The sequence below is a fragment of the Streptomyces musisoli genome (assembly GCF_016741855.1).
Taxonomy (GTDB): domain Bacteria; phylum Actinomycetota; class Actinomycetes; order Streptomycetales; family Streptomycetaceae; genus Streptomyces; species Streptomyces musisoli.
Window position 1 is genome coordinate 503,309 of the sequence record NZ_JAERRH010000005.1, and the last position, 17,935, is coordinate 521,243.

19 protein-coding genes are annotated in these 17,935 nt (G+C 70.7%); 11 read left to right on the forward strand and 8 right to left on the reverse strand.

Translation table 11 applies throughout. The annotated features are described in order from the left end of the window. Window positions 1-56: 56 nt before the first annotated feature. Window positions 57-1,583, reverse strand: coding sequence for a S8 family serine peptidase (locus JK361_RS17540; RefSeq protein ID WP_201818809.1), 1,527 nt, complete (start codon window positions 1,581-1,583; stop codon window positions 57-59). A 285-nt stretch (window positions 1,584-1,868) separates the two neighbouring features. Here JK361_RS17540 and JK361_RS17545 point away from each other — a divergent pair, with 285 nt between their 5' ends. From JK361_RS17545 to moaA, 3 genes are all read left to right on the forward strand, one after another. Next, window positions 1,869-2,225, forward strand: a complete 357-nt coding sequence (locus JK361_RS17545) for a DUF485 domain-containing protein (RefSeq protein ID WP_201818811.1) — start codon at window positions 1,869-1,871, stop codon at window positions 2,223-2,225. Next, window positions 2,222-3,847, forward strand: a complete 1,626-nt coding sequence (locus JK361_RS17550) for a monocarboxylic acid transporter (protein ID WP_201818813.1) — start codon at window positions 2,222-2,224, stop codon at window positions 3,845-3,847. The genes JK361_RS17545 and JK361_RS17550 overlap by 4 nt, the downstream gene beginning before the upstream one ends. A 171-nt stretch (window positions 3,848-4,018) precedes the next feature. After that, on the forward strand, window positions 4,019-5,008 hold the full coding sequence (gene moaA / locus JK361_RS17555; RefSeq protein ID WP_222997482.1) for a GTP 3',8-cyclase MoaA: 990 nt from the start codon (window positions 4,019-4,021) through the stop codon (window positions 5,006-5,008). Window positions 5,009-5,052: 44 nt separating this feature from the next. Here the strand turns inward: moaA and JK361_RS17560 are convergent, their stop codons facing one another. Continuing rightward, the gene (locus JK361_RS17560) at window positions 5,053-5,271 is read right to left on the reverse strand and encodes a hypothetical protein (protein ID WP_201818817.1); all 219 of its coding nucleotides are present in this window, start codon (window positions 5,269-5,271) and stop codon (window positions 5,053-5,055) included. Window positions 5,272-5,496: 225 nt separating this feature from the next. After that, window positions 5,497-5,901 carry a DUF3099 domain-containing protein gene (locus JK361_RS17565; RefSeq protein WP_201818819.1) on the reverse strand — a complete coding sequence of 135 codons (405 nt, stop codon included), beginning with the start codon at window positions 5,899-5,901 and terminating at the stop codon, window positions 5,497-5,499. Window positions 5,902-6,143: 242 nt separating this feature from the next. Between JK361_RS17565 and JK361_RS17570 the strand changes: the two genes are divergently transcribed. Beyond that, entirely contained in the window at window positions 6,144-6,425 is a 282-nt protein-coding gene (locus JK361_RS17570) for a GlsB/YeaQ/YmgE family stress response membrane protein (protein WP_201818821.1), read from the forward strand. 150 nt (window positions 6,426-6,575) lie between these two features. On the opposite strand, the gene tyrS is transcribed toward JK361_RS17570, so the two are convergent. Genes tyrS through JK361_RS17585 form a run of 3 tightly spaced genes read right to left on the reverse strand, consistent with a single transcriptional unit; the run spans window position 6,576 to window position 10,824 of the window. Continuing rightward, on the reverse strand, window positions 6,576-7,844 hold the full coding sequence (gene tyrS, locus JK361_RS17575) for a tyrosine--tRNA ligase (protein ID WP_201818823.1): 1,269 nt from the start codon (window positions 7,842-7,844) through the stop codon (window positions 6,576-6,578). Between the two features lie 56 nt (window positions 7,845-7,900). Next, window positions 7,901-9,304: a TldD/PmbA family protein gene (locus JK361_RS17580; RefSeq protein WP_201818825.1), complete on the reverse strand. Its 1,404-nt coding sequence runs from the start codon at window positions 9,302-9,304 to the stop codon at window positions 7,901-7,903. After that, window positions 9,301-10,824, reverse strand: coding sequence for a TldD/PmbA family protein (locus JK361_RS17585; RefSeq protein WP_201818827.1), 1,524 nt, complete (start codon window positions 10,822-10,824; stop codon window positions 9,301-9,303). Before JK361_RS17585 ends, JK361_RS17580 begins: the two co-directional genes overlap by 4 nt. Window positions 10,825-11,063: 239 nt before the next feature. Here JK361_RS17585 and fabG point away from each other — a divergent pair, with 239 nt between their 5' ends. From fabG to JK361_RS17600, 3 genes are all read left to right on the forward strand, one after another. Next, window positions 11,064-11,768 carry a 3-oxoacyl-[acyl-carrier-protein] reductase gene (fabG, locus tag JK361_RS17590; protein WP_201818829.1) on the forward strand — a complete coding sequence of 235 codons (705 nt, stop codon included), beginning with the start codon at window positions 11,064-11,066 and terminating at the stop codon, window positions 11,766-11,768. A 5-nt stretch (window positions 11,769-11,773) separates the two neighbouring features. Then, a complete protein-coding gene (gene fabI, locus JK361_RS17595) occupies window positions 11,774-12,541 on the forward strand; it encodes an enoyl-ACP reductase FabI (protein WP_201818831.1) in 768 nt (255 codons plus the stop codon). Window positions 12,542-12,808: 267 nt separating this feature from the next. Beyond that, complete coding sequence (locus JK361_RS17600) at window positions 12,809-13,159, forward strand: hypothetical protein (protein ID WP_201818833.1); 351 nt, start codon at window positions 12,809-12,811, stop codon at window positions 13,157-13,159. Here JK361_RS17600 and JK361_RS17605 read toward each other — a convergent pair. Next, window positions 13,137-13,829: a FadR/GntR family transcriptional regulator gene (locus JK361_RS17605; RefSeq protein ID WP_201818835.1), complete on the reverse strand. Its 693-nt coding sequence runs from the start codon at window positions 13,827-13,829 to the stop codon at window positions 13,137-13,139. The genes JK361_RS17600 and JK361_RS17605 overlap by 23 nt on opposite strands. A gap of 90 nt (window positions 13,830-13,919) precedes the next feature. Between JK361_RS17605 and JK361_RS17610 the strand changes: the two genes are divergently transcribed. From JK361_RS17610 to JK361_RS17620, 4 genes are all read left to right on the forward strand, one after another. Then, on the forward strand, window positions 13,920-15,248 hold the full coding sequence (locus JK361_RS17610; RefSeq protein ID WP_201818837.1) for a CynX/NimT family MFS transporter: 1,329 nt from the start codon (window positions 13,920-13,922) through the stop codon (window positions 15,246-15,248). A gap of 57 nt (window positions 15,249-15,305) precedes the next feature. After that, window positions 15,306-15,425 carry an SGM_5486 family transporter-associated protein gene (locus JK361_RS42060; RefSeq protein WP_251092796.1) on the forward strand — a complete coding sequence of 40 codons (120 nt, stop codon included), beginning with the start codon at window positions 15,306-15,308 and terminating at the stop codon, window positions 15,423-15,425. A 231-nt stretch (window positions 15,426-15,656) separates the two neighbouring features. Next, window positions 15,657-15,863 carry a hypothetical protein gene (locus tag JK361_RS17615; protein ID WP_201818839.1) on the forward strand — a complete coding sequence of 69 codons (207 nt, stop codon included), beginning with the start codon at window positions 15,657-15,659 and terminating at the stop codon, window positions 15,861-15,863. A gap of 78 nt (window positions 15,864-15,941) precedes the next feature. After that, window positions 15,942-16,460, forward strand: a complete 519-nt coding sequence (locus JK361_RS17620) for a SixA phosphatase family protein (protein ID WP_201818841.1) — start codon at window positions 15,942-15,944, stop codon at window positions 16,458-16,460. 126 nt (window positions 16,461-16,586) lie between these two features. Here JK361_RS17620 and serB read toward each other — a convergent pair whose 3' ends face one another. Continuing rightward, window positions 16,587-17,810 (reverse strand): phosphoserine phosphatase SerB, encoded by a 1,224-nt coding sequence (gene serB, locus JK361_RS17625; RefSeq protein ID WP_201818843.1) that lies wholly within the window; start codon window positions 17,808-17,810, stop codon window positions 16,587-16,589. Window positions 17,811-17,935: the final 125 nt, after the last annotated feature.

The window sequence follows — 17,935 nt, forward strand, 5'->3', positions numbered from 1 at the left end:
CACTATTGATTCAATCAATATATCGCGCTCAATAGTGCATAGTGAAGCGCCTCCTGCTACTTGACCGCCCGCAGTGCGTTGACGACCCCGAAGCCGTAGAAGCCGTTGACCCGCTTGCCGCCGACGCAGGTCGCGTCCACGACCCCGTCGCCGTCACCGTCGTACGGCTCGGCCGGGCAGCCCGGGTTGTCCGCCTCCGCCTTCAGCAGTGCCTGAAGCTGGGCCGGAGTGGCGTGCGGGTGGGACGACTTGAGCAGCGCGGCCACCGCGGCGACGTGCGGGGAGGCCATCGAGGTGCCCTGGAGGAAGCCGTACTGGCCGTTCGGCAGCGTGGACAGGATGCGGCCGTTCTTCGACGGCGTGTCCGGGATCTGGTACCGGTCGCCGCCGGGCCCCGCCACGTCGACCACGCCCCGGCCGTAGCTGGAGTAGTACGCCTTGGCGCCCTTCACGCCCACCGCGCTCACGGTGACCACACCGGGCAGCTGGGTCGGCACGTCGAAGCACTTGTGCGGGTCGACCGTGCGGGTCTGCGGCGTCGCGTCGTCGGGGCTGGAGTCGTCCGTGAGCGCGTCGGAGTCCAGGTCGTCGTTGGAGTTGCCCGCCGAGGCGACATTGAGCGTGCCCTTGCGCTGGGCGTACAGCTGCGCCCTGTTGACCGCGTCAACGATGGCGCGTTGATCGGGGTCGTCCATGCAGTTGTACAGCCACGGGTCGACGTAGTAGCTGTTGTTGGTGATCTCGATGCCGTGGTCCGCGGCGAACACGAAGGCGCAGACCACGCTCTCCGGGTAGAACAGCGAGGTCGCGTCCGGCTGGGCCACGGTGATGCTCGCGACCTTCACGCCCGGCGCCACACCCGCCACGCCTATGCCGTTGCGGGCCGCGGCTATCTCACCCGCCACATGGGTGCCGTGGTAGTGGTCGGCGTCCGCCGGCCGCCACGCGCCGTACGTCGTGTCCGCCTTGCCGCTCACGCAGCTCGCGGACTGCGAGGCGGAGAAGTTCGGGGCGATGTCCGGATGGGTGTCGTCGACACCCGTGTCGATGACGCCGACCGTGACATGGCGGCTGCCAGGATTGATCGTCGCGGCCTTGTCGGCGCCGATCGCCCGCAGATCCCACTGGTCGGCCTCCAGCGGCTCCTCGCCCGGCGCCGCGGCCCGGGAAGTCTTCGCGGCCTCCGCCTTCGACAGGACCTGCACCGCGCCCTCGTCCGTCGTGCCCGCCGCCGTCAGCGGAGCGGTACGCGTGGCGCCCGCCGACTGCACGCCCCGTACGGCACGCATCCGCGCGCCGAAGTCGGGGTTCGGGGAGTGGACGACGATGACCCCGATCCGGTCGTAACTCGCCACGACCGTCCCGCCGTTGCGGGTGATCGCCTCCTGCACCGACTCGATCGTGCGGTGGTCCGTCCGGGTGTTGACCACGTACGCGAGGCCGGGGCCGTCCGCCGCTCGTGCCGCCGTGGCCGCCGAGGTCGCCGCCGAGGCCGCCGAGGGAAGGAAACCGAGTGAGGCGGTCAGCGACAGCACGACCGGTACGGCGAGCGCGAGCCGACGTCTGGAGCGCAGATGAGCCATGGGATCTCCACATCATCCGGATACGGAACCGCCCGAGACACAGGTGGTGCTCGGGCAGGTACATGACGGGTGGTGCAGGGCGAAGCTATCTCCCGAGCCTGATCTCCGAAAGAGTCAGGCGGATTTGAACCGCCCCGCGTGAGGCGCCGTGACCGTGAACGGGGACCCATCGGGACCGTGGCCCCCGCCGGAAATCACAACAGGGAGTCGCCAGGTGACTCCCTGTAATGTGATCCCCGATCCTGTGAGACCAGCAAGCGCATGTCCGTGACGCGAGGAGACTCCGTGGCTACCGAGACACCGCCGCCCGCGAAACCCCAAGCCCACCTTCCCTCCACCGAGGAGTTCACCGAGGTGCAGCAGAGCGCGGAGTTCGGTGAACTGCGCCGCGCCCACCGCTCCTTCGCCTTCCCGCTGACGATCGCCTTCGCCGCCTGGTACCTGCTGTACGTCCTGCTGTCCAACTACGCGGGCGACTTCATGGGCACCAAGGTGGCCGGCAACATCAACGTCGCCCTCGTCCTGGGCCTCGCCCAGTTCCTCACCACGTTCCTCATCGCGTGGTGGTACGCGCGGCACGCCGCCGCCAAGCTCGACCCGAAGGCCGAAGCCATCAAGTCCCGGATGGAGGGCGGAGCATGAGTCCCGCGCAGCACACCCTGCTGGCCGCCGGCGAGGCGAGCGAGCACCGGACGCTGATCATCACCCTGTTCGCGGTGTTCGTCGCCGCGACCCTCGTCATCACCGTCTGGGCGGGCCGGCAGACCAAGGACGCCGCCGACTTCTACGCCGGCGGACGGCAGTTCACCGGTTTCCAGAACGGCCTCGCCGTCTCCGGCGACTACATGTCCGCCGCGTCCTTCCTCGGCATCGCCGGCGCCATCGCCCTCTTCGGCTACGACGGCTTCCTGTACTCCATCGGCTTCCTCGTCGCCTGGCTCGTCGCCCTGCTCCTGGTCGCCGAGCCGCTCCGCAACTCCGGCCGCTACACCATGGGCGACGTGCTGGCCTACCGGATGCGCCAGCGCCCCGTCCGCACCGCCGCCGGCACCTCCACCATCGTCGTCTCGATCTTCTACCTGCTGGCCCAGATGGCGGGCGCCGGCGTCCTCGTCTCCCTGCTCCTCGGCATCACCAGCGACGGCGGCAAGATCGGCATCGTCGCCCTGGTCGGCGTGCTGATGATCGTGTACGTCACCATCGGCGGCATGAAGGGCACCACCTGGGTCCAGATGGTCAAGGCGGTGCTGCTGATCCTCGGTGCCCTGCTGCTGACCTTCCTGGTCCTGCTGAAGTTCGACTTCAACGTCTCCGACCTGCTCGGCAGCGCCGCCGACAACAGCGGCAAGGGCAGCGCGTTCCTCGAGCCCGGCCTGAAGTACGGCGCCACCGGCACGACCAAACTGGACTTCATCTCGCTCGGCATCGCCCTGGTCCTGGGCACCGCCGGCCTGCCGCACATCCTGATCCGGTTCTACACGGTGCCCACCGCCAAGGCCGCCCGCAAATCCGTGATCTGGGCGATCGGTCTGATCGGCGCCTTCTACCTGATGACCCTCGCCCTCGGCTTCGGCGCCGCCGCGCTGATCAAACCCGAAGAGATCATCGCCTCCAACAAGGCGGGCAACACGGCCGCGCCGCTGCTGGCCCTGCATCTGGGCGGCGTCGACTCCGACTGGGGAGCCGTCCTGCTCGCCACCATCTCCGCGGTCGCCTTCGCCACGATCCTCGCGGTGGTCGCCGGCCTCACCCTGGCCTCGTCGTCCTCCTTCGCGCACGACATCTACGCGAACGTCATCAAGAAGGGCCGGGCCTCCGAGAAGCAGGAACTGGGCGCGGCCCGCTGGGCGACCGTCGGCATCGGCGCCGTCTCGATCGTGCTCGGCGCCCTGGCCCGCGACCTGAACGTGGCCGGCCTGGTCGCCCTCGCCTTCGCGGTGGCCGCCTCCGCCAACCTGCCGACCATCCTCTACTCCCTGTTCTGGAAGCGGTTCACCACCACGGGCGCCCTGTGGTCGATCTACGGGGGCCTGGTCACCGCGGTCGGCCTGGTGCTGTTCTCGCCCGTGGTCTCCGGCAAGCCGACCTCGATGTTCCCCGACGTGGACTTCCACTGGTTCCCGCTGGAGAACCCCGGCATCATCTCCATCCCCGTGGGATTCCTGCTCGGCGTGGTGGGCACCCTGCTGTCGAAGGAGGTCCCGGACGCGGGCAAGTACGCGGAACTGGAGGTGCGGTCCCTGACCGGCACCGGAGCACACTGAGGTTCGTACGGACGGCCGCGTCGGCCCGGACTGTACGGTCCTACGACGCGGCCGTCGCGCACCTCGTGGGATCGGGCCGCTGTCGTTGTCGGCGCGGTCACGTAGGCTCGCAGGTGACGAAGGAAGCACACCTGACCGAACATGAGTGATCGGGAGAGGGAGGGGGCCCACGTGCTCATCGACACCTACGGCCGAGTGGCCACCGACCTGAGGGTCTCGCTCACCGACCGGTGCAACCTGCGCTGCACCTACTGCATGCCCGAGGAGGGCCTGCAGTGGCTGGCCAAGCCCGACCTCCTGACCGACGACGAGATCGTCCGCCTGATCGACATCGCGGTCCGGACGCTCGGCATCGAGGAGGTCCGCTTCACCGGCGGTGAGCCCCTGCTCCGCCCGGGCCTGGCCGGCATCGTCGAGCGGGTCGCGGCCCTCGCCCCGCGCCCCCAGATGTCCCTCACCACCAACGGGATCGGCCTCAAGCGCACCGCGCCGGCCCTGAAGGCGGCGGGACTGGACCGGGTCAACGTCTCCCTGGACACCCTCCGCCCGGACGTCTTCAAGACCCTCACCCGCCGCGACCGCCACAAGGACGTGCTGGAGGGCCTGACGGCCGCCCGCGAGGCCGGTCTGACCCCCGTCAAGGTCAACTCCGTCCTGATGCCGGGCCTGAACGAAGAGGAGGCACCCGACCTGCTGGCCTGGGCGATCGAGCACGACTACGAGCTGCGCTTCATCGAGCAGATGCCCCTGGACGCCCAGCACGGCTGGAAGCGCGAGGGCATGGTCACCGCCGGCGACATCCTCGCCTCGCTGCGCACCCGTTTCGAGCTCACCGCCGAGGGCGCCGACGAGCGCGGCTCGGCGCCGGCGGAGCGCTGGCTGGTCGACGGCGGCCCGCACCGGGTCGGGGTGATCGCCTCGGTCACCCGTCCGTTCTGCGCGGCCTGCGACCGCACCCGCCTCACCGCCGACGGCCAGATACGCACCTGTCTGTTCGCCACCGAGGAGACCGACCTCCGCGCGGCCCTGCGCTCCGGAGCCCCGGACGAGGAGATCGCCCGGATCTGGCGGCTGGCGATGTGGGGCAAGAAGGCGGGCGCGGGCCTGGACGACCCGTCGTTCGTGCAGCCGGACCGCCCCATGTCGGCGATCGGCGGCTAGGACCTCTCGTCCGGATCACACCGGGCTGATCCGAACGAAAGGCCCTAGTCCTCTTCGGTCGCCCGCCAGTCCTCGAACTTCACGACGTCCTTGAGGAACCCGCGCACGCCGAGGAACTGCGACAGATGCTCGCGGTGCTCGTCACAGGCGAGCCAGGTCTTGCGCCGCTCCGGCGTATGGATCTTCGGGTTGTTCCATGCCAGCACCCACACGGCGTCGGCACGGCAGCCCTTCGCGGAGCAGATCGGGGTCTCGTCACTCACGGCTTCGTCTCGGGTTCGTCTCACGGAGGGGCTGAATCGGGCGGAAAACAAGGCGACGCCGGGCAGCCACGGGGGGAGCTGCCCGGCGTCGGTCCGTCGCTCCGACGGGGGATGCGGAGCGCGTACGCAGTATGTCACGGGTACCCCACCGCCCGGCACCGGAACAGCAGGATTGATCTGAGGTTTTCTTGAGCTTTCCGCGAGGCTGCGTTCCGCTTACGACGTTCAGACCGGGTCGCTGTGCTCGCCGCGCGCTCCCGCCGCCTCGCTCGCCGACTCGCCCTCCGGCGTGGACCTACGCGCCGAATCCGCCTGCTCGTCGGCCCGCGGCGGCGTGATCATCGGACGCGTCGGCGCGGTGACGAACGTCGAGGGCAGCGAAGGCGGCCGCTCCCGTCCCGCATTGGCGATCACCACGGCGACATAGGGGAGCACCGCTCCGAACACGAGAGCGACGATGGCGACGTACCGCTCGACGTTCCACAGCGAGGCCGCGAGGATCACCGACACGGTACGGATCGACATCGAGATCACATACCGTCGTTGCCGCCCCCGGACATCCTCGGCGAGACCGGTCCGGGCACCGGTGATCCGGAACACCTGGCCGCTGCCGCCGTGCTGTTTCCGCATCACATTCCACCATCCGCCCGCATGGGACTCCCCGGCCCGCATCCTCGTCCGCACCCGGCGGGGAACCGGCGAGGACACCTCCACGTTACGCCGCGCACCCGCCGCCTTCGAGACCGGGTCGCGCTCCGCCCGCGGCGTCGCCTCGGGCCACGCCGCGTACGGGGGAACCCGACATGCGCCGTACGACGGACGGAACCACACTGGCCGTAATGCTCACGTCGAGCCGTACGAGGAGGCGAGCCATGGGATGGTTGTGGGCGATCATCGTGGGATTCGTGCTGGGCCTGATCGCCAAGGCGGTCATTCCGGGCAAGCAGCACAGTCCGCTGTGGCTGACCACCATCTGCGGCATGCTCGGCGCCATCGTGGGCAACGCGGTCGCCCGAGCGGTCGGTGTGGAGGAGACCCGCGGCATCGACTGGAGCCGCCACATCTTCCAGCTGGTGGCCGCGATCATCATCGTCGCGGCCGTGGACGCCCTGTACATGGCGACGCTGGGCAAGAAGAAGCAGCAGCGGGCCTGAGCTTTACCGCCGCCCTCGGGGCAGCGCCCACCCTCGGGGCAGCGCCTCGGAAAGGGGCGCGGGGAACCGTACGACCGGTTACGACGAAGCCGCAGCCGCCAGGCTCACCCACGCCCCCACGCCGCTCAGGCGCCGGTACCGCTACGCCGCTCAGGCGCCCATGACCTCCACGGCGGCCAGGTTCTTCTTCCCGCGCCGCAGCACCAGCCACCGCCCGTGCAGCAGATCCTCCCGAGCGGGCACCGCGTCCTCCGCGGTGACCTTCACGTTGTTCACGTAGGCGCCGCCCTCCTTCACCGTGCGCCGGGCGGCGGACTTGCTGGCCACCAGGCCGACCTCGGCGAACAGGTCGACCACCGCGGCCGGCTCGGCGACCTGGATGTGCGGCACCTCGGACAGCGCCGCCGCCAGCGTCCGGTCGTCCAGCTCCGCCAGCTCGCCCTGACCGAACAGCGCCTTGGACGCGGCGATCACCGCCGCCGTCTGGCCGGCGCCGTGCACCAGCGTCGTCAGCTCCTCGGCGAGCGCCCGCTGCGCCGCACGGGCCTGCGGACGCTCCTCCGTCTGCCGCTCCAGCTCCTCGATCTCCTCACGGGACCTGAAGCTGAAGATGCGCAGGAACTTGGAGACGTCCCGGTCGTCCGCGTTGACCCAGAACTGGTAGAACGCGTACGGCGTGGTCATCTCCGGGTCGAGCCACACCGTGCCGGACTCGGTCTTGCCGAACTTGGTGCCGTCCGCCTTGGTGATCAGCGGGGTGCCCAGCGCGTGCACCACGGCGTCCGGCTCGGTGCGGTGGATCAGGTCCGTGCCCGAGGTGAGGTTGCCCCACTGGTCGCTGCCACCGGTCTGCAGGGTGCAGCCGTGGCGCCGGTACAGCTCCAGGAAGTCCATGCCCTGGAGGATCTGGTAGCTGAACTCGGTGTAGCTGATGCCCGCGTCGGAGTTCAGCCGCCGGGAGACGGCCTCCTTCGCGATCATCTTGTTGACCCGGAAGTGCTTGCCGATGTCCCGCAGGAACTCGATGGCCGACAGGCCCTGGGTCCAGTCCAGGTTGTTGACCATCACCGCGGCGTTCGGCCCGTCGAAGTGGAGCAGCGGCGTGATCTGGGCGCGCAGCCGCTCCACCCAGCCGGCCACGACCTCCGGCGCGTTCAGCGTGCGCTCGGCCGTGGGCTTCGGGTCGCCGATCAGACCCGTGGCACCGCCGACCAGCGCCAGCGGACGGTTGCCCGCCTCCTGGATGCGGCGCATCGTCAGGATCTGCACGAGGTTGCCGAGGTGCAGACTGGGCGCGGTCGGGTCGAAGCCGCAATAGAACGTGACGGGGCCGTCCGCGAACGCCTTGCGCAGTGCGTCCTCGTCCGTGGAGAGGGCGATGAGCCCCCGCCACTTCAGCTCGTCGACGATGTCCGTCACGGTTCTCGTGTCTCCTTGATGATCTTCGGGCGGTCGGATGACAGCCGACTACGAGGTTATACGCCCTGACTGACAGAGCTCATATTGAAATCCGGGATACGCAGCGCCGGCATCGCGGCCCGGGTGAACCAGTCGCTCCACTCGCGCGGCAGCGTCTTCTCCGTGCGCCCGGCCTCCGTGGCCCGGCCGAGCAGGTCCACCGGCGACTCGTTGAACCGGAAGTTGTTCACCTGTCCGGTCACCTCGCCGTTCTCGACGAGGTAGACGCCGTCCCGGGTCAGGCCCGTCAGCAGCAGCGTCGCCGGGTCGACCTCGCGGATGTACCACAGGCAGGTCAGCAGCAGCCCCCGCTCGGTGTCCGCGACCATCTCCTCCAGGGAGCGGTCGTCGCCGCCGTCCAGGATGAGGTTCCCGAGCGCGGGGGCGACCGGCAGGCCGGTCAGGGCCGCGCTGTGCCGGGTGGTGGTCAGGTGCTTCAGCACACCCTCGCGGATCCACTCGGTGGCGGGCGCCGGCAGCCCGTTGTCGAACACGGACTGGTCGCCGCCGGAGGAGTGGGCGACCACGAACGGCGGGCACTCGAGACCCGGCTCGTCCGGGTCGCTGCGCAGGGTCAGCGGCAGCTCGGAGAGCTTGTCGCCGACGCGGGTGCCACCGCCCGGCCTGGAGAACACGGTCCGTCCCTCGACCGCGTCCCGGCCCGACCCCGACCACAGCTGGTAGATCAGCAGGTCCGCCACGGCGGTGGGCGGCAGCAGCGTCTCGTACCTGCCCGCGGGCAGCTCCACGCGCCGCTCCGCCCAGCCGAGCCGGACGGCCAGCTCGGCGTCCAGCGCGCCAGGGTCGACGTCCTTGAAGTCCCGGGTGGACCGGCCGGCCCACGCCGAGCGCGTACGGTCGGGCGACTTGGCGTTCAGCTCCAGCGTGCCGGTCGGCTGGTCGTGCCGCAGGCGCAGCCCGGTGGACGTCCCCACGTACGTCGACACCATCTCGTGGTTGGCGAACCCGTACAGTTCCCGGCCGCCGGCACGCGCGCGTGCGAAGGCCTCGCCGAGCGCCGGGGCGAAGTCGGCGAACACGGCGGAGGAGGTCTCGGCGGGCGCGTCCGTGAAGTCCGGGGCCTGCGGCACCCCCTCGACCAGCGGCTGCGCGTCCTCGGCGGGCCCGGCACCGCGCGCGGCGGCCTCGGCGGCCCGCACCAGCGGCTCGAGTTCGTCCGCGGTGACCGCGGACCGCGACACGACGCCGGAGGCGGTGCCCTCCTTGCCGTCCACGGTCGCGATCACGGTGAGGGTCCGGCCCCGGGTCACACCGTTGGTGGTGAGCGCGTTGCCCGCCCAGCGCAGGTTGGCGGTGGAGTGCTCGTCGGCGATGACGACGCAGCCGTCGGCGCGGGACAGCGCCAGGGCCCGCTCGACGATCTCGTGCGGCTTGTTCGCCTTGTCGGTGGGCGCGCTCATCGGCCGGCCTCCTGCGTGGTGTTCAGAATGTTGACGCCCTTGAAGAGGGCGGAGGGGCACCCGTGCGACACCGCGGCCACCTGGCCGGGCTGGGCCTTGCCGCAGTTGAAGGCGCCGCCGAGGACATAGGTCCCCGGACCGCCGACGGCGGCCATGGAGCCCCAGAAGTCGGTGGTCGTGGCCTGGTAGGCGACGTCCTTGAGCTGGCCGGTGATCCGCCCGTTCTCGATCTTGAAGAAGCGCTGACCGGTGAACTGGAAGTTGTACCGCTGCATGTCGATCGACCAGGACCGGTCGCCGACGACGTAGATGCCCCGGTCGACCCCGCCGATCAGGTCCTCGGTGGACAGCCCGGCCGGATCCGGCCGGAGGGACACGTTGGCCATGCGCTGCACCGGCACATGGGCGGGGGAGTCGGCGTACGCGCAGCCGTTGGACCGGTCGAACCCGGTCAGCCGCGCGATGCGCCGGTCCAGCTGGTAGCCGACCAGCGTGCCGTCCTTCACCAGGTCCCAGGACTGCGCCTCGACGCCCTCGTCGTCGTAGCCGATGGTCGCGAGCCCGTGCTCGGCGGTGCGGTCACCGGTGACGTTCATCAGCTCGGAGCCGTACTTCAGCTTGCCGAGCTGGTCGAAGGTGGCGAAGGAGGTGCCGGCGTAGGCGGCCTCGTAGCCGAGTGCGCGGTCCAGCTCGGTGGCGTGGCCGATGGACTCGTGGATGGTCAGCCACAGGTTGGACGGGTCGACCACCAGGTCGTACAGGCCCGGTTCCACGCTCGGTGCGCGCATCTTCTCGGCGAGCAGCTCCGGGATCCGCTCCAGCTCGGTGTCCCAGTCCCAGCCGGTGCCCGTCAGGTACTCCCAGCCGCGTCCCGCCGGCGGCGCGATGGTGCGCATGGAGTCGAACTCGCCGCTCGACTCGTCGACCGCCACGGCCGTCAGCTGCGGATGCAGCCGCACCCGCTGCTGGGTGGTCACGGTCCCGGCGGTGTCCGCGTAGAACTTGTTCTCGTGCACGGTGAGCAGCGAGGCGTCGACGTGGCTGACGCCGTTCGCGGCCAGCAGCCGCGCGCTCCACTCCGTGAGCAGCGCGGCCTTCTCGTCGTCGGGCACCGAGAACGGGTCGATCTCGTACGAGGAGATCCACGTTCTGTCGGCGTGCACCGGCTCGTCGGCCAGCTCCACCCTCTCGTCCGACCCGGCCGCCCGGATCACCTGCGCGGACAGCTTGGCCATGGCCACCGCCTGCGAGGCGACGCGGGCCGCGGCGTCCATGGTCAGGTCCACTCCCGAGGCGAAGCCCCACGTACCGCCGTGCACGACCCGGACCGCGTACCCGAGGTCGGTGGTGTCCGAGGATCCGGCGGGCCTGGCGTCCCGGAGACGCCAGGACGCGCTGCGCACCCGCTCGAACCGGAAGTCCGCGTGCTCGGCCCCCAGCGCACGCGCGCGAGCGAGCGCGGCGTCGGCGAGGGCCCGTAGCGGAAGCGCAGTGAAGGCTTCGTCGATGGAATGAGGCACGGAGGTCTCCCTGCTGTCGTGTCCTGTCGGGTCCGATCATGTCGCGGGAGCGGGCCGGCGGACCACAGGTTTGGGTACCGGACGGACTCATTCTGTAGGGATCCGACAGTGACACCCCCGCGCCACTGTCGGTGCCCGCTTGTCCGTGGGCATGGCGCTACCGATAGGTTTTCGATGAAGCCGCCTGTCATCCAGGTGTTCGGGCGGATGTGTCAGACCGCTATCGAAAGGGTGATCCGTTGAGCCGCTCGGTTCTCGTCACCGGAGGCAACCGGGGCATCGGCCTCGCCATCGCCCGCGCTTTCGCCGACGCCGGCGACAAGGTCGCGATCACGTACCGCTCGGGTGAGCCGCCGGCCGGCTTCCTGGCCGTCAAGTGCGACATCACCGACCCGGAGCAGGTGGAGCAGGCCTACAAGGAGATCGAGGACCAGCACGGTCCGGTCGAGGTCCTGATCGCCAACGCCGGCGTCACCAAGGACCAGCTCCTGATGCGCATGTCCGAGGACGACTTCACCTCGGTCATCGACACCAACCTCACGGGCACCTTCCGTGTCGTCAAGCGTGCCAACCGCGGCATGCTGCGCGCCAAGAAGGGCCGCGTCATCCTGATCTCGTCCGTGGTCGGCCTGCTCGGCTCGGCGGGACAGGCGAACTACGCCGCCTCGAAGGCCGCCCTGGTCGGCTTCGCGCGTTCCCTCGCCCGCGAGCTGGGTTCGCGCAACCTCACCTTCAACGTCGTCGCGCCCGGCTTCGTCGACACCGACATGACCAAGGCGCTCACCGACGAGCAGCGCGAGAACATCGTGTCTCAGGTGCCGCTCGGCCGTTACGCGCAGCCGGAGGAGATCGCCGCGACGGTGCGGTTCCTCGCCTCGGACGACGCCTCGTACATCACTGGAGCCGTCATCCCTGTTGACGGCGGACTGGGAATGGGTCACTGATCACCATGAGCGGAATTCTCGAGGGCAAGCGCATCCTGGTCACCGGTGTGCTGATGGAGTCCTCCATCGCCTTCCACGTCGCCAAGCTCGCCCAGGAGCAGGGCGCCGAGATCATCCTGACCGCGTTCCCGCGGCCCACGCTGACCGAGCGCATCGCCAAGAAGCTGCCGAAGCCGACCAAGGTCATCGAGCTGGACGTGACCAACGAGGAGCACCTCGGTCGCCTGGCCGACGTGGTCGGCGAGGAGCTGGGCGGGCTCGACGGCATCGTCCACTCCATCGGCTTCGCGCCGCAGGACGCGCTCGGCGGCAACTTCCTGAACACGCCGTTCGAGTCGGTGGCGACGGCCATGCACGTCTCGGCGTTCTCCCTGAAGTCGCTGACCATGGCCTGCCTGCCGCTGATGCAGAACGGCGGCTCCGTCGTCGGCCTCACCTTCGACGCCCAGTACGCCTGGCCGCAGTACGACTGGATGGGCCCGGCCAAGGCCGCCCTGGAGGCCACCAACCGCTACATGGCGCGCGACCTGGGCAAGCAGAACATCCGCTGCAACCTCATCTCCGCGGGCCCGATCGGCTCCATGGCCGCCAAGTCCATCCCGGGCTTCGGCGAGCTGGCCTCCGTGTGGGACACCCGCTCCCCGCTGGAGTGGGACCTGAAGGACCCGGAGCCGGCGGGCAAGGGTGTCGTCGCCCTGCTGAGCGACTGGTTCCCGAAGACCACGGGCGAGATCATCCACGTCGACGGCGGTCTGCACGCCATCGGCGCCTGATCCCCGCGAGGCCCACCGACGCCCCGTTCCCCGCCGCGAGCGGGGAGCGGGGCGTCGCCCTTTCGTCGCCCTTTCGTCGGCCTTGCACCGGCCCCTTGCACCGGACCTCCGGGTCGAATCCCGAAGGCACCGGGGCGTCGGGGCGACGGCCGGCGGGCCATGTCACCCGTTCGGCTCACCGGCCGGGCCGCCGCCGCGGCGACGGCGCACCCTGGATTACGCCTTCCCCCGCACGTCCCTCCCCAGCCCGGCCGAGGAGGTCCCCTTGTGCGCCTGCCCCGCAGCCTGGCCCCGGTGACCGTGGCCCTGACCCTCGTCCTGTCGCTGCCGTACGACGCGCTGCCCCACACGCGCGTGAGCGACGGCAAGCAGCCCCCGCCGAGCCGGTTCGGCGCCTCGTGCCGTACGAGCGTCCGCGGCTCCCACGTGGAGACCTACTGCCACAACCCCTATGTCGACATCGACCGCGTGCGGCTGCACATCGAGTGCGCTCGCTGGTGGGACATCGACACCGACGGCGCCCCGGTGGACGTCGGGCCCGCCATGACCGTCCGGCTCACCGGCCGGTGCTGGAAGGAGATCCGCTCGGTCTGGATCAGCCACCAGAAGGCGCGCTGAACCGCCCCCGGTCGCACAGGAAGGGGTAGCTCGCGGCCTCCTCCGCCGCCGCGTCCGCGTCCCCCGCGCGGATCGCCTCCAGCAGGCGCGTGTGGTCCATGTGCGTCTCCGGCCTCAGCTCCGCCCCGACGTCCGCGCGCAGCCAGTCCCGCAGCACCTCGCCCAGGTCGGCGTACATCGCCGTCATCACGTCGTTGTGGGAGGCGGCCACCACGGCCAGGTGGAAGGTGGCGTCGGCCGTCACGAAGGGCTCCGCCTCACCCTTCTCCCACGCCTCCTCGCGCCGCGCGAGCAGCGCGTCCAGCTGCTTCAGGTCCTTCTCGGTGCGCCGCTGTGCGGCCAGCTTCGCCGCGGCCGACTCCAGCGTGGAACGCAGCTCGGCGATGTGCCGCGGGTCGGCGTCGGCGAAGCGGCGGTGCATCACGCCGGCCAGCTCGCTCGTGGCCACGACGTACGTGCCCGAGCCCTGGCGGATGTCCAGCAGACCGTTGTGCGCGAGGGCGCGGACGGCCTCACGGACGGTGTTGCGGGCGACACCGAGCTGCTCGACCAGTTCCGGCTCGGTCGGGATGCGGGAGCCGACCGGCCACTCGCCGGACGTGATCTGGTTGCGCAGTTCGGCGATGACCTGCTCGGACAGCGCCGAACGGCGCGGGTGGCTCAAGGGCATGGCACACCTTCGCACGGGAGACCCGGACCAGTGGACACCGGGCACGGGCCATGAACGCCGGGAGTGGACACGCAATCATCCCATGATTCTATGATGGGTCTCATGGCTAGTGAGGAAACCCGGATCGTGGAGACCCGTACGGCGATGTCACCGACCGAACGCGGCAGGGCCGCCGAGACCAGCGCATCCGGGACGACCCCGGGTGCGGGCCGCACGCGCGCGTGGGCGACCCGGCTGGTCGTCGCCGGCATCGTGCTGTCCGCGGTGAACCTCCGCCCGGCCATCACGAGCCTCGGCGCCCTCCTGGAGGAGGTCCGCGACGGGCTCGGCATGAGCGGCAGCGTGGCCGGAGTGCTCACCTCCGTGCCCCCGCTCTGCTTCGCCGTCTTCGGGGTCACCGCGCCCCGCCTGGCACGCCGCTTCGGACCGGCCGCCGTGGTGTGCGCCGGCATGGCCGCCATCACCGCCGGCCTGCTCATACGCCCGTACGTCGGCAACACGGCCGGATTCCTGGCCGCCAGCGCCCTCGCCCTGATGGGCATCGCCGTCAGCAACGTCCTGATGCCCGTCATCGTCAAGCGCTGGTTCCCGGACCGGGTCGGCTCCATGACCGGCCTGTACTCGATGGCTCTCGCCCTCGGGACCTCGCTCGCCGCCGCGGTGACCGTCCCCGTGACCGACGCCCTCGGCGGCAGCTGGCAGTCCGGCCTCGCCGTGTGGGCGGCCGTCGCCGCCGTCGCCGTCCTGCCCTGGCTGCCACTGGTCCGGGACCGCGGTACCCGCGCCGCCCGGCCGCAGGAGCCCGTGCGCGGTGCTGCGGAACAGCAGGCTCCGCTGCGCATGACCCGCAGCCGCACCGCCTGGGCGCTCGCCGTGTTCTTCGGCCTCCAGGCCACGGCCGCCTACATCACGATGGGCTGGATGCCGCAGATCTTCCGCGACGCCGGCGTACCGGCCGGCACCGCGGGCGTGCTGCTCGCCGTGACCATGGTGATGGGCGTGCCGCTCGCCTTCGTCATCCCGCGGGTCGCCACGCGGCTGCCCCACCAGGGCCCGATCGTGCTGGCCCTGGGCGCCTGCGGCCTCGCCGGATACGCCGGGCTGTACTTCGCCCCGGCCGGCGGCGCCTGGGCGTGGGCCCTGCTGCTCGGCGTCTCCAACTGCGCCTTCCCGCTCGCCCTGACGATGGTCGGTATGCGGGCCCGCAGCGGTCCCGGCGTGGCCCAGCTGTCCGCGTTCGCCCAGAGCACCGGCTATCTGCTCTCCATCCCCGGCCCGCTGCTGGTCGGCGTGCTCTACCAGCAGAGCGGCGGCTGGGGGCTGCCGATCGCCCTCATGGCGGCCCTGATGGTGCCGCAGATGGCGGTGGGCTTCCTGGCGGGCCGCGACCGCACGGTCGAGGACGAGGCGACGCGCTGAACCGGCGCCGGGAGCCCCTGGCGCCGCCGGAGCCGGGCGGAGTGCGAGACTGGGCGCATGCAGCCTGTGCTCGACCCGAACCCCAAGAACGGCCAGAAGAAGATGCTGCTCATCTTCGGCTCGTTCCTCGCCATCTTCGTGATCATCGCCATCGTGGCGACCATCGCCTCCCCCTGACGGCGGCCCCTCCCGGCTCCCCGGCTCCCCGGCCCTCCCGTGCCACCCGTTCGCCCGGTCTGTCCGGTTCGCCCGGTGGATGGTGGGGCTGACCCCACCATCCCCTAGGGGGTCAGGGTCAGGGTCAACTGGGTGGAACTCCGGATGGGTTGGCGGCCCCGGATTCCGTAGCTTCGAGATGTGACCGCACCAGGCGGTCACGGACCCGCTCGAAGACCCACGGAGGCGACCATGCCGGCCCGCACCCACTACCGGCCCCACCCGGCGACCACGGGCGGCGTCGACATCCGGCTGCCCTGGTGGGCGCTCGCCCTGCCCGCCCTCGCGTTCATGGTGCTGCTCGCGCTGATAATGAACCCGTCGGACGCCCACGCGGCGAGCGGCGACCCGGCGATCGCCCGCCTCCTCGAGCGCGCCCAGCAGCTCCTCGCGCGCTGACGGCGAGCCCCCTCGCGCGGTGAATCCGCATGTCAACTCCCTGCGCCGGGTGGCCTGTTTCATGCGAAGCTGGGTCCCATGAGCGTCGCAGAACCCCGCAGGATCGTCCTCTTCCGGCATGCGAAAGCCGACTGGCCCCAGGTCTCCGACCACGAGCGCCCGCTCGCCGAGCGGGGCCGTACGGACGCCGCAGTCGCCGGACGCAAGCTGGCCGACACCGGCATCACCTTCGACCTGGCCCTGTGCTCCACGGCGACCCGCACCCGCGAGACCTGGAAGCTCGCCGTCCACGAGCTGGCACACCGGCCGAAAACCGTCTACGAGGAGCGGGTCTACGAGGCCTCGCCCGGCGAGCTGATCGCCGTGCTCGACGAGCTCCCCGACGACGTCCGGAGCGTGATCCTGATCGGCCACAACCCGGGCGTGCACGGACTCGCCGACATCCTGGCCGGCTCGGCAGAGGGCGATGCCCGCGAACGGATGAACCGGCGCGGCTTCCCCGCCGCCGGCTTCGCCCTGCTGTCGTTCGACGGCCCCTGGAAGGGCGTCGAGCCCGGCGTGGCCACACTCATGGACTACTGGGCCCCCTCCGAGTGATCCGGCGCCGACCGGGTCACTGAACGGCGCGAGGGCCCGGCATCCCCATAGGCTGCCGGGCCCTCGCGGCGGCCGGCAGGGGCCTGGCCGGTCCGAGCCTCGTCGTGCGCGGCGGACCGTTCCCGCTCAGCCCTCGTCGTGCGTGTCGGCGGCCTCGACCTCTTCCCGGGTGACGCCGAGGAGGTACAGGACGGTGTCGAGGAAGGGGAAGTTCACCGCCGTGTGCGCCGCCTCCCGGACCACCGGCTTGGCGTTGAAGGCCACGCCCAGGCCCGCCGCGTTCAGCATGTCCAGGTCGTTGGCGCCGTCGCCGATCGCCACCGTCTGGGCCAGCGGCACCCCGGCCTCCGCGGCGAACCGGCGCAGCAGGCGCGCCTTGCCCGCCCGGTCCACGATCTCGCCGGTGACCCGGCCGGTCAGCTTGCCGTCGACGATCTCCAGCGTGTTGGCCTGCGCGAAGTCCAGGCCCAGCCGCTCCTGAAGGTCGTCGGTGACCTGGGTGAACCCACCAGAGACCACACCCACTTGGTAGCCGAGCCGCTTCAGGGTGCGGATCAGGGTACGCGCGCCCGGCGTCAGCCGGACCTGCTCCCGCACCTTCTCCACCACCGACGCGTCCAGCCCCTTCAGCAGCGCCACACGCGCGTGCAGCGACTGCTCGAAGTCCAGCTCCCCGCGCATCGCCGCCGCCGTCACCCCGGCGACCTGGTCCTCGCAGCCGGCGTGCGCGGCGAACAGCTCGATGACCTCGTCCTGGATCAGGGTCGAGTCCACGTCCATGACCACCAGCCGCTGGGCCCGCCGGTGCAGTCCCGCCGAGACCACGGCGATGTCGACACCCAGTGCCGCGGCGTCGGAGACCAGGGCCGTGCGCAGCGGTTCGGTCTCCACGCCGGACACCGCGAACTCCACTGCCGTCACGGGGTACTTGGCGAGCCTGAAGATACGGTCGATGTTGCCGCCGGCCTTCGCGATCCGGCCGGCGATCGCGGCCGTCGACTCGGCGGTGAGCGGATGGCCGAGGACGGTCACCAGAGAGCGACCGAGTCCGCGCGGACGGTTGTCGCCGTGTCCCGAGATGATCTCCGCCTGCATCTTCATCGACTCGGCCCAGCTGTGCACGGTGGCCCGCAGATCACCCTCCAGGCCGGCCGGCGGCTGCGTCACCAGCACGCACAGCACCAGGCGGCCCCGGGTGACGACCTGCTCGATGTCGACCACGTCGACGAGGAAGGCCGCGAGGGTGTCGAAGAGGCCCGCCGTGATGCCCGGCTGGTCCTTGCCGAAGATCTTGACAAGGAGGGTGGGGACCTCGGAGGTCTGCGAAACGGAGGTCTGCGAAGCGCTCATGGTGTCACCACCGTATCCGGCACCCAGTGCCGTCCGCCGCCGAGGTCCGCCTGACGGACACGGAACAATGGGTGGCGGGCCGGTGTCAGGAACCTTTCCGCCGGGAATCGGCGCGGCACGCCTCG

What these genes read in the sequence shown, in the direction of transcription:
- JK361_RS17540 (WP_201818809.1), bottom strand. Translation starts at nt 1,583, where the DNA reads ATGGCTCATCTGCGCTCCAGACGTCGGCTCGCGCTCGCCGTACCGGTC.
- JK361_RS17550 (WP_201818813.1), top strand. Translation starts at nt 2,222, where the DNA reads ATGAGTCCCGCGCAGCACACCCTGCTGGCCGCCGGCGAGGCGAGCGAG.
- JK361_RS17565 (WP_201818819.1), bottom strand. Translation starts at nt 5,901, where the DNA reads ATGCGGAAACAGCACGGCGGCAGCGGCCAGGTGTTCCGGATCACCGGT.
- JK361_RS17570 (WP_201818821.1), top strand. Translation starts at nt 6,144, where the DNA reads ATGGGATGGTTGTGGGCGATCATCGTGGGATTCGTGCTGGGCCTGATC.
- JK361_RS17580 (WP_201818825.1), bottom strand. Translation starts at nt 9,304, where the DNA reads ATGAGCGCGCCCACCGACAAGGCGAACAAGCCGCACGAGATCGTCGAG.
- fabI (WP_201818831.1), top strand. Translation starts at nt 11,774, where the DNA reads ATGAGCGGAATTCTCGAGGGCAAGCGCATCCTGGTCACCGGTGTGCTG.
- JK361_RS17605 (WP_201818835.1), bottom strand. Translation starts at nt 13,829, where the DNA reads ATGCCCTTGAGCCACCCGCGCCGTTCGGCGCTGTCCGAGCAGGTCATC.
- JK361_RS17610 (WP_201818837.1), top strand. Translation starts at nt 13,920, where the DNA reads ATGATGGGTCTCATGGCTAGTGAGGAAACCCGGATCGTGGAGACCCGT.
- JK361_RS42060 (WP_251092796.1), top strand. Translation starts at nt 15,306, where the DNA reads ATGCAGCCTGTGCTCGACCCGAACCCCAAGAACGGCCAGAAGAAGATG.
- JK361_RS17615 (WP_201818839.1), top strand. Translation starts at nt 15,657, where the DNA reads ATGCCGGCCCGCACCCACTACCGGCCCCACCCGGCGACCACGGGCGGC.
- JK361_RS17620 (WP_201818841.1), top strand. Translation starts at nt 15,942, where the DNA reads ATGAGCGTCGCAGAACCCCGCAGGATCGTCCTCTTCCGGCATGCGAAA.
- serB (WP_201818843.1), bottom strand. Translation starts at nt 17,810, where the DNA reads ATGAGCGCTTCGCAGACCTCCGTTTCGCAGACCTCCGAGGTCCCCACC.